Origin of the sequence: Pseudonocardia kujensis (genome assembly GCF_021283305.1) — a bacterium.
In the GTDB taxonomy this organism is placed as follows: Bacteria; Actinomycetota; Actinomycetes; order Mycobacteriales; family Pseudonocardiaceae; genus Pseudonocardia; species Pseudonocardia kujensis.
In genome coordinates this window covers 1-13,575 of record NZ_JAJSOK010000113.1, presented here as the reverse complement: position 1 = coordinate 13,575, position 13,575 = coordinate 1, and the positions used below count along the sequence as shown (strand labels likewise).

Below are 13,575 nucleotides of genomic sequence, written 5' to 3'. Positions count from 1 at the left end.
GTCGCCAGCACCTCGCCGGTCACGAAGGTCTCGTGGGCCCGGACCGCGTCGAGCACCGGCTCCGGGGCGTCCAGGGTCAGGGCGATCCGGTCCGAGACGTCGAGCCCGGCGTCGCGCCGGGCCTGCTGGACCGCCCGCACGACGTCGCGCGCCGTGCCCTCGGCCGCCAGCTCCGGCGTGACCTCGGTGTCGAGCACGACGAGCCCGCTGTTGCCGGGCAGCGCCCCGGTGGACTGCGGGTCCGCCGCGAGCAGCCGCTCGGAGAACTCGCCCTCCAGCAGCCGGATGCCGCCGGCCGTGACCGTGCCGTCCTGGTTCGGCGTCCAGTCCCCCGCCTTCACGGCCTTGATCGCCGTCTGGGTCTCCTTGCCCAGCCGGGGACCGCAGGCGCGGGCGTTGACCGTCAGCTCGAAGCGGCCGTGGGTCGCGACGTCCGTGGTCAGCACGACCTCCTTGACGTTCACCTCGTCCCGCAGGATGTCGGCGAACGGCGCGAGGGTCTCCGCGTCGGCGGCGGCCACCGTCAGCGAGGCCAGCGGCAGCCGGACGCGCAGCTTGCGGGCCTTGCGCAGCGACAGCCCCGCCGAGGCCACCTGCCGCACGCGGTCCATGGCGGCGACCAGCGCCGCGTCGTGCGGCAGCTCGGCGGCCGACGGCCAGTCCGTCAGGTGCACCGACCGGCCGCCGGTGAGGCCCTGCCACAGCTGCTCCATGGTCAGCGGCAACAGCGGCGCGGCGACGCGCGCGGTCACCTCCAGCACCGTGTGCAGGGTGTCGATCGCCGCCCGGTCCCCGGCCCAGAACCGGTCCCGGGAGCGCCGGACGTACCAGTTCGTGAGCACCTCGGCGTGGTCGCGGACCTGCTCGCACGCCCCGGCGATGTCGTAGGCGTCGAGCGCCGCGGTCACGCCGTCCACCAGGTCCGCCGTCTTGGCCAGCACGTACCGGTCGAGGACGTGCGTGGAGTCCGTCCGGGTGGTCCCGGCGACCCCGGCCGCCCCGGCGTAGAGCGACAGGAAGTACCAGGTGTTCCACAGCGGCAGGATCGCCTGCCGGACGCCCTCACGGATGCCCTGCTCGGTGACGACCAGGTTCCCGCCGCGCAGGATCGGGCTCGCCATGAGGAACCAGCGCATGGCGTCGGAGCCGTCGCGGTCGAAGACCTCGTTGACGTCCGGGTAGTTGCGCAGCGACTTCGACATCTTGGCGCCGTCGTCGCCCAGCACGATGCCGTGCGCCACGCAGGTCTCGAACGCCGGACGGTCGAACAGCGCCGTGGCCAGCACGTGCAGCGTGTAGAACCAGCCGCGGGTCTGGCCGTTGTACTCGACGATGAAGTCGCCCGGGTAGTGGTCCTCGAACCAGTCCCGGTTCTCGAACGGGTAGTGCACCTGCGCGAACGGCATCGAGCCGGACTCGAACCAGCAGTCCAGCACCTCGGGCACGCGGCGCATGGTCGACTTCCCGGTCGGGTCGTCCGGGTTGGGCCGGGTCAGCTCGTCGATGAAGGGCCGGTGCAGGTCCGTCGGCCGGACGCCGAAGTCCCGCTCCAGCTCGTCGAGCGAGCCGTAGACGTCCGTACGCGGGTAGCGCGGGTCGTCGGACACCCACACCGGGATCGGGCTCCCCCAGAACCGGTTGCGGGAGATCCCCCAGTCCCTGGCCCCCTCCAGCCACTTGCCGAACTGGCCGTCCCGGATGTTGCCGGGCACCCAGTTGATCTGCTTGTTGAGCTCGACCATCCGGTCCCGGAACGCCGTGACCTGCACGAACCAGGAGTCGACGGCGCGCTGGATCAGGGCGTTGCCGCAGCGCCAGCAGTGCGGGTACGGGTGGTCGTAGGTCTCGTGGCGGAGCAGGACGCCCTTCACGTAGGGGGCACCGCTCTTCAAGTCGCGGATGATGTTCGGGTTGGCGTCGAAGACCTGCTGGCCGGTGTACGGCGGCACCTCGACGGTGAACTCGCCCCGCGAGTCGACGGGGACGACGGCCTCGATCCCGGCCGCGTCCGTGACGACCTTGTCCTCCTCACCGAAGGCGGGGGCGATGTGCACGAGCCCGGTGCCGTCCTCGGTGGTGACGTAGTCCGCCTCGAGCACCCGGTGCGCGTTCTCCCGGCCGACGAAGAAGTCGAACGCAGGGGTGTACGACAGACCGAGCAGCTCGCGGCCGGAGAAGGTGCGCAGGACCTCGGGCTCCTCGCCCAGCTCGCGGGCGTAGGCGGCGACACGCGCGGAGGCCAGCACGTACTTCTCGCCGTTCGCGGAGAGCAGCGAGTACTCGACCTCCGGGTTCACCGCCACCGCGAGGTTCGACGGCAGCGTCCACGGCGTGGTCGTCCAGACCAGCGCCAGGGCGTCGTTCAGCTCCGGGTCGTCGCTCGTCAGCCGCAGGCCCACGGTGACCGCCGGGTCCTGCCGGTCCCGGTAGACGTCGTCCATCTTCGTCTCGGAGTTCGACAGCGGTGTCTCGCAGCGCCAGCAGTACCAGAGCACGCGGAACCCGGAGTAGACCAGACCCTTGTCCCACAGGGTCTTGAAGGCCCACATGACGCTCTCCATGTAGTCCAGGTCGAGCGTCTTGTAGTCGTGGTCGAAGTCGACCCACCGGGCCTGGCGGGTCACGTAGTCGCGCCATTCGCCGGTGTAGCGGAGCACGGAGGTGCGGCACGCCTCGTTGAACTCGGCGATACCCATGCTCTCGATCTCGGACTTGTGGGTGATCCCGAGCTGGCGCTCCGCCTCGACCTCGGCGGGCAGGCCGTGGGTGTCCCAGCCGAACCGGCGCTCGACGTGCCGGCCGCGCATGGTCTGATAGCGCGGGACGACGTCCTTGACGTAGCCGGTCAGCAGGTGGCCGTAGTGCGGCAGGCCGTTGGCGAAGGGCGGGCCGTCGTAGAAGACGAACTCGTTGCTGCCGTTCTCGCCGGCGGGGCGGGCCTCGACGGAGGCGACGAACGTGTCGTCGGCCTCCCAGTACTTGAGGACCTCGCGCTCGAGCTGCGGGAACGCGGGATGCGCGGGAACCGGGGGGTAGCTCTCGCTCATGGCGGTCGGGTGCTCCTCGTGCAGTCCGTTGCTGTCTGCACGGGGACGACTCGATGGTGCTGAGCCGCGGTACCACCCCGCTTGCCCCGCACGCGCGGGACCGCTCGTTCGACGGCTGTGACGGGCCGTACCCGTCCGGTTCTACTCCCCGGGCGGTGCCGGGTTTCTTCCGGAGGCTCCCCGGTGATGGCCGGATCGGTGCCTGTGCGACCAGGGTAGCGCGCCCGGTCGACGGGATATTCCGCGGGACGTCCCGGGGGCCCGGGCCGGCGCCGCTCGGTGCGCGGGCGGACCGGACGCGGGGTGTCGGTGAGCTGTCGGCCCGCCCCGAAGCGGGGCCGTCAGTGGGCCGCGGCCGGGTGCCGGCTGGCCATGGTGCGGTCCGGGTGGCACCAGCCGCACGGGGTGAAGCCCAGTTCGACGGCCTCCTTGGCCGGCAGCGGGATCACCGCGCGGCCGGGCAGCGACCGGCAGCCGGCCAGGTGGTAGCGCGGCTGCTCGTCGACCACGACGACCTCGTCGTCCAGCTCGGCGACCAGCGCCGCGACCGTGGCGTCCCGAGGCTCCTCCGGAGGCTCGCCGTGCGGCCCGGGAGGCGGCATCGAGCCCAGCGGCGGCGGACCGCCGGCGGGCTGCTGCCCGGACGGGGCCTGCGCCGGCTGGTCCTGCTGGCCCTCGGGTCGGTCGGCCTGCCCCTGGGGACGGTCCGCCGGTTGCGCGCCCTGCTGGGCGGCCGGGGCGGACCCGGCGTGGGCCGGGGTCGCCACGGTGGGGCCGTCGATGTCCGAGCCCGGGGTGGACGTCGCTGCGGGGTCCGGGGTCGTCGTGCTCCCGGTCCCGCCCGCCGCCGAAGCCGCGGAGGACCCTGCCGGCGACTCCGGCGACGACTCACGGGCGGCCGCGTCTACGGAGGAGGGCGTGGTGCCCTGCGCCGCCACGGCTTCCCGAGCCGGCGTACCCGCGGCCTGGGCACCCGCGGCCTGGGCGCCCGACGCAGACGCACCCGGGGCCGCACCGCCGGGCGCGGCACCGGAACCAGCGGCCGGGCCGGCTGCCGCCGTGCCGCCCGCCCGACCGGGTTCCGATGCCTGGTCCGCCGCCGCCGAGGACGCCGAGGACGGCGAGGACGCGGAGGACGGCGACGACACCGAGGACTCCGACGACACCGAGCCTGCCGGCGACGCCTCCCCGGCCGGAGCCGCGTCGAACGTTGCCGCCGGCTCCGCGGGCGACGCCTCCTCCGCGCGGGTTCCCCCACGGGCGTTCGTCGAGGCCGGCTCGTGGGGCGAGGTGCCGGACGACGGCTCCTCGCTCTCGTGCTTCCCGTGCGCCGCACCGGCCGCAGCGACTCCCGCCGCGGCGGCGACGCCGGCCGCCGTACCGGGAGCGGCGTGGGTCTCCTCCGGCGGGGAGCCGGGGCGCGCCGGAGCGGCGACATGATCCTCGTCACTCGTGACGCTGTGTGACGAAGATTCGCTCGACCGAGTGTCGTCACTCATAGCGCCGGACGGTCGCTCGGCTGAGCCGGACGGTCCCAGCCGAGGCATCACCGAGGTCGCCTCGGCGTCGGGCCCGGACGCCGCGCCGGCGCCGTGGCCGGAGTCCGACGAGGACTGTCCACGCTCCACCCCGGGTCCGCCCGGCGTCGTGCGCGCGGGTGAGCCCTGGCCGAGCGCCGGGAGCACCTCGGTGACCGGCTCGATGTCACGCCGGGGCGCCTGCGGCGCCACGGGGGCGCCGGGGGCGGGCTGCTGCGCCTCCGCGCCCGCCTTCACGGCCGAGCGGCGTTGCAGCCAGTCGACCAGCAGGGCCACCGCGGCCGCCACGGAGACGGCCACGGAGATCCACGCCCAGAGCACGCTGCCCGAGAGCAGCGCCACGACCAGCAGGCCGAAGGCGATCAGGACCAGAACGAGAACCAGCAGCAGCACTGTTCACCCCGTGTACGGCGGGCGGCGGCACGAGGACCGCACTGCCGCCCGCCAGTCGTTCGGACGACCGGGCCGGGCCGTCAGCTTCCGGCGTCCGCGCGCTGGCCGTAGCCGCTGGCGGCGTACCCGCCGTTGGCGTTCGACCGGGCGGCGTCGGACGGCGCGGCCGAGCCCCGACCCTCCAGGTCGCGCAGCTGCGACTCCAGGTAGGTCTTGAGCCGGGTGCGGTACTCGCGCTCGAACGTGCGCAGCTCGTCGATCTTCTTCTCCAGCACGCCCTTGTCGCGCGTGATGGTGCCGATGATCTCGGTCTGCTTGCGCTCGGCCTCGCTGACCAGCGAGGACGCCTTGTCGCGCGACTGCCGCTCGAGGGTCTCGGCGCGGGTCCGCGCGTCGTTGAGCATCGTCTCGGCGCGGGCACGCGCGTCGTTCACCAGGCCGTCGGACTTGGTCCGGGCCTCGCTGAGCAGCTGCTCGGACTTGGCGCGGGCGTCCGACAGCATCGCGTCGGCCTCGTTCTTGGCCTCGGCGGTCAGCCGGTCGGCCATCTCCTGGGCCAGGCCCAGGACCTTGGCGGCCTGGACGTGGTGGTCCCCGCCCCCGGTGTCGCCGTCGCCCATCGGGCCCATGGCGCGCTGCGGCTCCACCGGGCGCGGCGGCTGCGGCGGCTCCACGGGCCGGATCTGCTGCGTGGGCGGCGGGCCGGCCTGGGCCCCCATCCCGCCCTGCTGCGGGCGCGAACGCGCCTCCTCCAGGTCGGCCTCGGCGTTGCCGAGGCGCTGCTCGAGCTGAGAGACCTGCTCGCGCAGGTCCTCGTTCTCCTCGATCAGCCGGGCCAGCTCGGCCTCGACCAGATCGAGGAACGCGTCGACCTCGTCTTCGTTGTATCCCCGCTTACCGATCGGGGGCTTGCTGAACGCGACGTTGTGAACGTCGGCGGGCGTCAGCGGCATCGGATCACCTCATGCAGTCCTCGGCGGCAAACCGGCTGGCGGGTGACTGGGGCTCACGCCACCGCCGGTCTGGCAATGCTCATCAGTATGAACACCACCAGCAGCAGAACCATAATCGAGAGGTCCAGTCCGACGCCCCCGATCCGGACGACGGGGATCACTCTCCGCAACAACTTGACGGGCGGGTCGGTGACGCTGAACACCATCTCGAGCGCCGCGGCGGGGCGCCCCGCGGGCACCCACTCGCGCGCGAACGAGTGCACCAGCTCGACCACGATCCGCGCGACGAGCAGGAGCCAGAAGAAGAACAGGATGTAGTAGACGACGAACTGGAGGACGATCGGCACGCCCTAATCCTGGCGGAAGAGGCCCCGCTCTGCGAGCCTCCGGGCGTCGTCGGCCGAGACCTCGACGTCCGCCGGTGTCAGGAGGAACACGCGGCTCGTCACCTTGTCGATGGAGCCGCGCAGGGCGAACGCCAGACCTGCGGCGAAGTCGACGAGACGGCGCGCGGCGGCCTCGTCGAGGTCGGTCAGGTTGATGATCACCGGAACGCCGTCGCGGTACCGCTCGCCGATCGTGCGGGCCTCGGTGAAGCTGCTGGGCTGCAGGGTCGTGATGCGGGCCAGGGCGGCCGCGCCGCGGTCGCGCTGCTCGGGCACCGAGGAGGGCGCCGCGACCGGCGCGGGCGGCTCGGGAGCAGCCCGCAGGACGGACTCCTCACGGTCCACGGCCAGGGCGCCGCGCGTGGCGGGCGCGCCCGCCGAAAGGCCGCCGCCCGCTCCGCCGGACAGCCCACCCGGCGAACGGACGGGCTCGCGCGGGGCACGCGCCGGGCGGACGGGCTCGCGCGCCGACCGGTGGTTCCAGTCGTCCAGGGGGCGCTCGTCGCGACCCGCGTCGTACTCGGGGTAGCCGCCGCGGGGGTCCGGCACGTCGTCGAAACGGTCGTCCGGGTCCGACCAGCGGTCGGTGCGGGCGCGGGGCGCGCGGCGCGGATCGGCGAAGGCGTCCGGCTCGTCGGCGTAGTCCATCTCCTCGGCGGGCACCATGCCGAAGTAGGCCTTGAGCCGGTACATCGCACTCATCCGTGCTCCCAATCCTCGACGCCCCCGATGCCGGTCCGCCCCCGCGGACCGGGCAGTCACCGGGAGGTTAACGTCCGGTCCCCCACAAGGGCCGTTCCGACACGCGCGACCGTCGAACCGTGACGGATCGCCACCTCCAGGTCCCCGCTCATCCCGGCCGACAGCACGGTCGCGCCGGGGTGCGAGGACCGCACCCGCCTACCCGCCGCCTCGATCGCGGCAAACGACTCCTCGACGTCGGCACCCAGCGGGGCGACGCTCATCAGTCCCTCGAGGACGAGCCCGGCGGCCCCTGCGACCTGGTCCGCGAGCGCCGCCAGGCCCTCGTCGGGCACGCCGCCGCGGTCCGGGTCACCGTCCACGCTGTACTGGACGAGCACCGGCAGCGGCTCCGTCCGCAGGCCCTCGTCGAGCGCGCGGAGCACCGCCCTGTCCAGCGCGGCGGCCAGCCGGGCCGAGTCGACGCTCTCGACGCGTGTCACCCACGGGACCACCAGCTTCGCCTTGTTCCGCTGCAGCCCGCCGACGAAGTGCCACCGCAGCGGCGCGTCCGGCCGCAGCGCGCGGAGCTCCTCGACCTTCGCCGCCGCCTCCTGCGCCCGGTTCTCGCCGAACGCGAGGAGCCCGAGGTCGACGAGGGCGGCGACGTCGGCCGCGGGGATCGTCTTGGTGACGGCGAGCAGCTCCACCTCGTCCGGGTCGCGCCCGGCCGCGGCACAGGCCTTCGCGATCCGGGCGCGCACCTCGGCGAGGCGGCGCTCGAGCTCGGCGCGCCGTTCCGGGGAGGCCTCCTGGGTCACCGGGCGAACCTTACGGAACGTGGCCGCCCGGGCCCGCGAGCCGAAGGGGTGGTGTCGCGAGCGTCACGCAACCGTGATGTCTCCCGAACGTCCACGGGGCGCCGTCCTTCAGGCGCCGTCGTCGAGCCAGACCACCCCGGCGAGCCGCCCGGTCCGCGCGTCCCGTCGGTGGCTGAAGAGGGCCGGGTCCTCACGGGTGCAGCGCGGGTCGACGCCGACCTTCGTGACGCCGAGCCCGGCGAGCTGGCGGTACAGGCCCGCGCGGACGTCGACCGACGGCGTGCCCCGCCGGGTCGTCGCGGCGCTGCCGGGCAGCGCGGCCTCGACCTCGGCCCGCATCTCGGCGGGCACCTCGTAACAGAGCCCGCACACCGCGGGGCCGAGCAGCACCTCGATGTCCTCGACAGTGGCGCCCAGCTCCTGCATCGCCGCCACCGTGGCCGGTACGACCCCGGCGGCCGCGCCGACCCGTCCCGCGTGCGCCGCGCCGACCACGCCGGCCTTCGGGTCCGCGAGCAGCACGGGGGTGCAGTCGGCCGCCAGTACCGCGAGCCCGATCCCGGGGACGGCCGTGACGGCGGCGTCGGTCTCCGGGACGTCGGGCGCGCTGCGCCGCGGGGGCTCGGTGACCGTGACGACGCGGGTGCCGTGCACCTGGTCCAGGAACACGGTGCCGCGCAGGCCCAGCTCGCGGGTGAGGCGGTAGCGGTTGGCGTCGACGGCGGCGGGGTCGTCGCCCACCGCGCGGGACAGGTTGAAGCTGTCGAAGGGCGCCGCGGACCGGCCGCCCGCCCTCGTGGTCACGACCCTGCGGACCCGCGCGCGCTGCGCCGTCTCACTCACCCCCCGACCCTATCCACGCCGGCCCCGGTGCCTCGCCACACCGCGTCGGGCGGCCGCACACCGGTCGGGGCAGGTGTGCCCGGAGGGCGGAGGGGTGTGCCGGCGGTTCGGTGGCGCCGGCACACCCCTCCTTCGGGTCCCCCGGACCTAGCGGCGCATGAAGGGCGGGACGTCGACGTCGTCGTCGACCTCCCCGTTCCGGCTCTCCGCGACCGGCGCGCCCGAGGACGACGACGGTGCGCCGGGAGCCGGGTCCGGCTGCGCGTGCATGCCGGTCGGCGGGGACGCCGGCGACGACGGGGACGCCGGCCCCGAGCCCTCTCCCACCGGGCCGCCCAGCTCCGTCATGGCCGGGTTCTGCCGGGCCACCTCGGGCTGGCGGGGCGCCGGCGGCGAGTACGGCGCCACGGGCGGCAGCGTGCCGCTCTGGTTCGCCCCCGCGCCGAAGGCCGTCGCGGAACCGGCCGGGTACCCGGCGTGCCCGTTGCCGGTGCCACCCGGCGAGGGCGGGGCCTGCGGCGCGGGCGGGGCCGCGGGCGGCGGGGTGGGGGCGGCGGGCGCGACGGGTGCCGCGGGCTCGGCCGAGCGGAAGGCGGAGGGTTCCAGCTTCTTGTGCGTGGGCGTGCCGCCCTCGAACCCGGCCGCTATCACCGTGATGCGCACCTCGTCGCCGAGGGAGTCGTCGATCACGGTGCCGAAGATGATGTTGGCCTCGGGGTGCGCGGCCTCCTGGACCAACGACGCCGCTTCGTTGATCTCGAACAGGCCGAGGTCCGAGCCGCCGGCGATCGACAGCAGCACGCCCTGGGCGCCGTCCATCGACGCCTCCAGCAGCGGCGAGTTGATCGCCTTGCCGGCGGCCTGCACGGCCCTGCCCTCCCCCCTGGCCGACCCGATGCCCATCAAGGCGGACCCGGCTCCGGACATGACCGACTTGACGTCGGCGAAGTCCAGGTTGATCAGCCCGGGTGTGGTGATCAGGTTGGTGATGCCCTGGACACCGGAGAGGAGCACCTCGTCGGCCGAGCGGAAGGCGTCCATCAGCGAGACGCCCACGTCGCCGAGCTGCAGCAGCCGGTCGTTGGGGATGACGATCAGGGTGTCGCACTCGTTGCGGAGCTGGGTGATCCCGTCCTCCGCCTGCCCGGCGCGGCGGCGCCCCTCGAAGGTGAAGGGGCGGGTGACCACGCCGATGGTGAGCGCGCCGAGCTTGCGGGCGATGGACGCGACGACCGGCGCGCCGCCGGTGCCCGTCCCGCCGCCCTCGCCGGCGGTCACGAAGACCATGTCGGCCCCCTTGAGGACCTCCTCGATCTCCTCGCGGTGGTCCTCGGCGGCCTTGCGGCCCACCTCCGGGTTGGCGCCCGCGCCGAGACCGCGGGTCAGCTCGCGGCCGATGTCGAGCTTCACGTCCGCGTCGGACATGAGCAGGGCCTGCGCGTCGGTGTTCACCGCGATGAACTCGACGCCCTTGAGGCCGACCTCGATCATGCGGTTGACGGCGTTCACGCCGCCGCCACCGATGCCGACCACCTTGATCACGGCCAGGTAGTTGTGCGGGGGCGTCATGCGCGGCACCTCTCGGTTGCTCGGGTCCGGGTCAGCTCCGTCCAGCAGGTCTGTCCGGGCCGTTCGCGGTCGAACGCTAGGTCCGACCGGCAGCACGGTCCAGCAGGCGCGCCGCGCGTCGGCAACACCTCGATGGTGTGGGACCGACTATCCGTGACCTGCTCGTGACCCAGCGTCCATCCGGCCTGACGGACAGCGACGCACTGCTCCGTACGGAGCAGCGGGTGTCTCAGGTACCGGCCGGGTCAGCGCGTGACGGTCGGGAGCTCCGGGCTGGAGACGTCGTAGACCGAGCCCTCCTGGGTCAGCAGCGGCACCAGCACCGCGATCTTGCGGTCCGCGCGGTCCGTGGAGCCGAACAGCACCTGCCGCTCCCCCAGCCCCAGGCGCACGGTGGGCTCGGTGGCCGCGTTGTCGACGTCGATCGTGGTGACCTGCCCGCGCAGGTCCGACGGCAGTGCCTGGAGGACGGCGAGGGCCGCCTTCGTCGACGGGTCGTCCGGCCCGACGGCGCCGAAGCCCAGCATCGGCAGGGCGGGCGGCACCTCCGGCGCCTTCTGGTACGCGACGCCCGTGGCGTCGACGAGCGTGACGCCCTGGGGGGTCCGCGCGAGCGCCACCGCCGTCCGCTCGACGACGGCGATCTCCACCGTGTGCGGCCAGCCGCGACTGACCTGCACCGAGCCGATCCCGGGCAGCTGCGCGACGCGCTCGGCGGCGGCCTTGGTGTCGACCTCGGCGAGCGGGACCCCGGTCTCGACGGCCGCGGCGCCCAGCACCGCGTCGCGCGACACGGTCAGCGTGCCCGTGACCTCCACGGTCTCCACGTCGGCGAGCCCGGAGCGGGTGAGCAGCAGCCACGACCCGACGCCCAGCGCGGCGAGCACCACGAGCACGAACACGGTCAGCGCGACCCGCCGGCGGACCCGGAACCGCCGGTCGCCGGGCCGGGCCGCCGTGAGCGCCGCCTTGCGGGTCTTGCGGGACTGCCGCGCCGAGACCTGCGCCGAGCGCTGCGCCGACCTGCGCGCCCGCCTCTCCTCCGCCCGCTGCTGCTGCGGCAGCAGCCGTTCCCGCTGGGCCGCCCGCTCCTCGCGGATGCGGCGGGCGCGCTCGGCGGCCGCCGGACGCGCCGGCAGCCGGTCGGCAGCCCGGTCGGCAGCCCGGTCGGCAGCCCGGTCGGCAGCCCGGTCGGCACGGTCGCCGGAGCGGTCCGACGACCGGCGCCCGCGCCGGGTGGAGGAGGGCCGGGTCATGTCGCGGCCCGGTCCAGCTCGAGGAGGATCTCCGGGCCCAGCACGGTGACGTCGCCGGCGCCCATGGTGAGGACCAGGTCGCCGGGGCGGGCCAGGTCCGCGAGCACGCCCGGCACGTCCCCCCACGCCGGGACGAAGTGCACCTGCTCGGCCGGCAGCGGCACGGCGTCGGCGACCAGCGCGCCGCTCACGCCGGGCTCGGGGTCCTCGCGCGCGCCGTAGACGTCGAGCACCACGACCTCGTCGGCCAGCGCGAGGGACCGCCCGAAGTCCTCGGCGAAGGTCCGCGTGCGGGAGTAGAGGTGCGGCTGGAACGCCACGATCACCCGGCCGCCCTGTCCGGGCCCGGCCGCCGGGGCCTGCACCTCGCGGGCCGCGCGCAGGGTGGCGGCGACCTCGGTGGGGTGGTGGGCGTAGTCGTCGTAGACGGCGACCCCGCCGGCGCGGCCCTTGAACTCGAACCGGCGCCGGACCCCGTCGAACACCGCGAGCCCCTCGAGCAGGCCGGTCACCGGCGCCCCGAGCGCGACCCCGGCCAGCAGCGCGCCGAGGGCGTTCAGCGCCATGTGCTCGCCGGGCACGGCCAGCTCCAGCTCCCGCTCCACGCCGGCGTGCCGGGCCCGCACGCGCGAGCCGGCGCCCTCCGGACGGAAGTCGAGCAGGACCGCGTCCTCGGGGCCGGCCGCGGTGCGCCCGTACCGGCGCACCGGCACGCCGCCGGCCTCGGCGCGCGCCGCCAGCCGCTCCGCGCCCTCGTCGTCGGCGCAGCTGACGAGGGTTCCGCCGGGCGCGAGCCTGCCGAGGAACTCCTCGAACACGGCCCGGTAGGCGGCCTCGTCGCCGTGGTGGTCGAGGTGGTCGGGCTCGACGTTGGTGACGACGGCGACGAGCGGCGCGTAGGCGGTGAACGAGCCGTCCGACTCGTCGGCCTCGACCACGAAGACGTCGCCCTCGCCGTGGTGTGCCCCGGCGCCGGTGACCGTGAGGTCGCCGCCGATGGCGAACGACGGGTCCACGCCGCAGTGCTGCAGCGCGACGGTGAGCATCGACGAGGTGGAGGTCTTGCCGTGCGTGCCCGCGACGGCGGCGACCCGGTAGCCCTGGGTCAGCGCGGCGAGCGCCTGCGCCCGGTGGACGACCGTGAGCCCCCGCTCGCGGGCGCGCACGAGCTCGGGATTGGACTCCCGGATCGCGGTCGACACGACCACCGTCGGCGGCCCGGCGAGCTGCTCGAGGTTCTCCGCGGCGTGCCCGACGGCGATCGACGCCCCCAGCGCCCGCAACGCGAGCACGGTGCGCGAGTCCTTGGCGTCGGACCCCGAGACCTCGACTCCGCGGGCGAGCAGGATCCGGGCGATCCCGCTCATCCCCGCCCCACCGATGCCGATGAGGTGCACCCGGGGCCCCAGCATGGGCACGGAGCTGTGCACGGTCATGATGCCGCCTCCGCGGGAAGGAGCACGTCGGCGGTCATTTGCCGAGCACCCCGAACACCACCTGGGCCAGCCGCTCGTCGGCGTCGGCGTGCCCGGAGGCGCGGGCCGCGGCGCCCATCGCGGCGAGCCGCCGCGGGTCCCGGAACCACGGGACCAGCTCGGCAAGGACACGGTCGCCGGTCAGCTCGGCGTCCGGGACGAGCACTCCGCCCCCGGCCCCGACGACGGGTCCGGCGTTGAGCGCCTGCTCGCCGTTGCCGTGCGGAAGCGGCACGTACACCGCCGGCAGCCCGACGGCGGAGACCTCGGCGACCGTCATCGCGCCGGCCCGGCAGAGCACGGCGTCGGCCGCGGCGTAGGCGAGGTGCATGTCGTCGATGTAGGGCAGTGGCACGTACCCGGGCTGCGGCGCGGCGGCGTGCCCGGTCGGGCCGTGCGCGTGCAGCACGCCGACGCCCTCGTGGAGCAGGCCCGGCAGCGCCTGCGCGACCGCGCCGTTCAGGGTCCGCGCGCCCTGCGAGCCGCCGAAGACGAGCAGGACGGGGCCGTTCGGGGGCAGCCCGAAGCGGCGGCGGGCCTGCGCGCGCAGGCGGGCGCGGGCGAGCGTGGTGACCGCGTGCCGCCGCGGGATGGCGAGCACCAGGGCGGCGGG

At 74.8% G+C, this 13,575-nt stretch carries 11 protein-coding genes; all 11 read right to left on the bottom strand.

What is annotated here, in order from left to right; translation table 11 throughout:
• A partial coding sequence (gene ileS, locus LWC35_RS37540) for an isoleucine--tRNA ligase (RefSeq protein WP_232875279.1) occupies window positions 1-3,047 on the bottom strand: 3,047 nt, incomplete at its 3' end.
• Window positions 3,048-3,388: 341 nt separating this feature from the next.
• Window positions 3,389-4,978: a hypothetical protein gene (locus tag LWC35_RS37535; RefSeq protein ID WP_232875278.1), complete on the bottom strand. Its 1,590-nt coding sequence runs from the start codon at window positions 4,976-4,978 to the stop codon at window positions 3,389-3,391.
• An 80-nt stretch (window positions 4,979-5,058) separates the two neighbouring features.
• Window positions 5,059-5,931 (bottom strand): DivIVA-like cell division protein Wag31, encoded by an 873-nt coding sequence (gene wag31 / locus LWC35_RS37530; protein ID WP_232875276.1) that lies wholly within the window; start codon window positions 5,929-5,931, stop codon window positions 5,059-5,061.
• 53 nt (window positions 5,932-5,984) lie between these two features.
• On the bottom strand, window positions 5,985-6,278 hold the full coding sequence (locus LWC35_RS37525; protein WP_232875275.1) for a YggT family protein: 294 nt from the start codon (window positions 6,276-6,278) through the stop codon (window positions 5,985-5,987).
• 3 nt (window positions 6,279-6,281) lie between these two features.
• Window positions 6,282-7,019, bottom strand: a complete 738-nt coding sequence (locus tag LWC35_RS37520; RefSeq protein WP_232875273.1) for a cell division protein SepF — start codon at window positions 7,017-7,019, stop codon at window positions 6,282-6,284.
• Window positions 7,020-7,075: 56 nt separating this feature from the next.
• Window positions 7,076-7,819, bottom strand: a complete 744-nt coding sequence (locus tag LWC35_RS37515; protein ID WP_232875272.1) for a YggS family pyridoxal phosphate-dependent enzyme — start codon at window positions 7,817-7,819, stop codon at window positions 7,076-7,078.
• Between the two features lie 108 nt (window positions 7,820-7,927).
• Complete coding sequence (pgeF, locus tag LWC35_RS37510) at window positions 7,928-8,662, bottom strand: peptidoglycan editing factor PgeF (RefSeq protein WP_232875271.1); 735 nt, start codon at window positions 8,660-8,662, stop codon at window positions 7,928-7,930.
• Window positions 8,663-8,809: 147 nt separating this feature from the next.
• Window positions 8,810-10,231 (bottom strand): cell division protein FtsZ, encoded by a 1,422-nt coding sequence (gene ftsZ, locus LWC35_RS37505; protein ID WP_232875270.1) that lies wholly within the window; start codon window positions 10,229-10,231, stop codon window positions 8,810-8,812.
• Between the two features lie 245 nt (window positions 10,232-10,476).
• Window positions 10,477-11,487 carry a cell division protein FtsQ/DivIB gene (locus tag LWC35_RS37500; protein ID WP_232875268.1) on the bottom strand — a complete coding sequence of 337 codons (1,011 nt, stop codon included), beginning with the start codon at window positions 11,485-11,487 and terminating at the stop codon, window positions 10,477-10,479.
• Window positions 11,484-12,923: a UDP-N-acetylmuramate--L-alanine ligase gene (murC, locus tag LWC35_RS37495; protein ID WP_232875267.1), complete on the bottom strand. Its 1,440-nt coding sequence runs from the start codon at window positions 12,921-12,923 to the stop codon at window positions 11,484-11,486. The genes LWC35_RS37500 and murC overlap by 4 nt, the downstream gene beginning before the upstream one ends.
• 34 nt (window positions 12,924-12,957) lie before the next feature.
• On the bottom strand, window positions 12,958-13,575 hold a 618-nt coding region (locus LWC35_RS37490), incomplete at its 5' end, for a UDP-N-acetylglucosamine--N-acetylmuramyl-(pentapeptide) pyrophosphoryl-undecaprenol N-acetylglucosamine transferase (protein WP_269805472.1).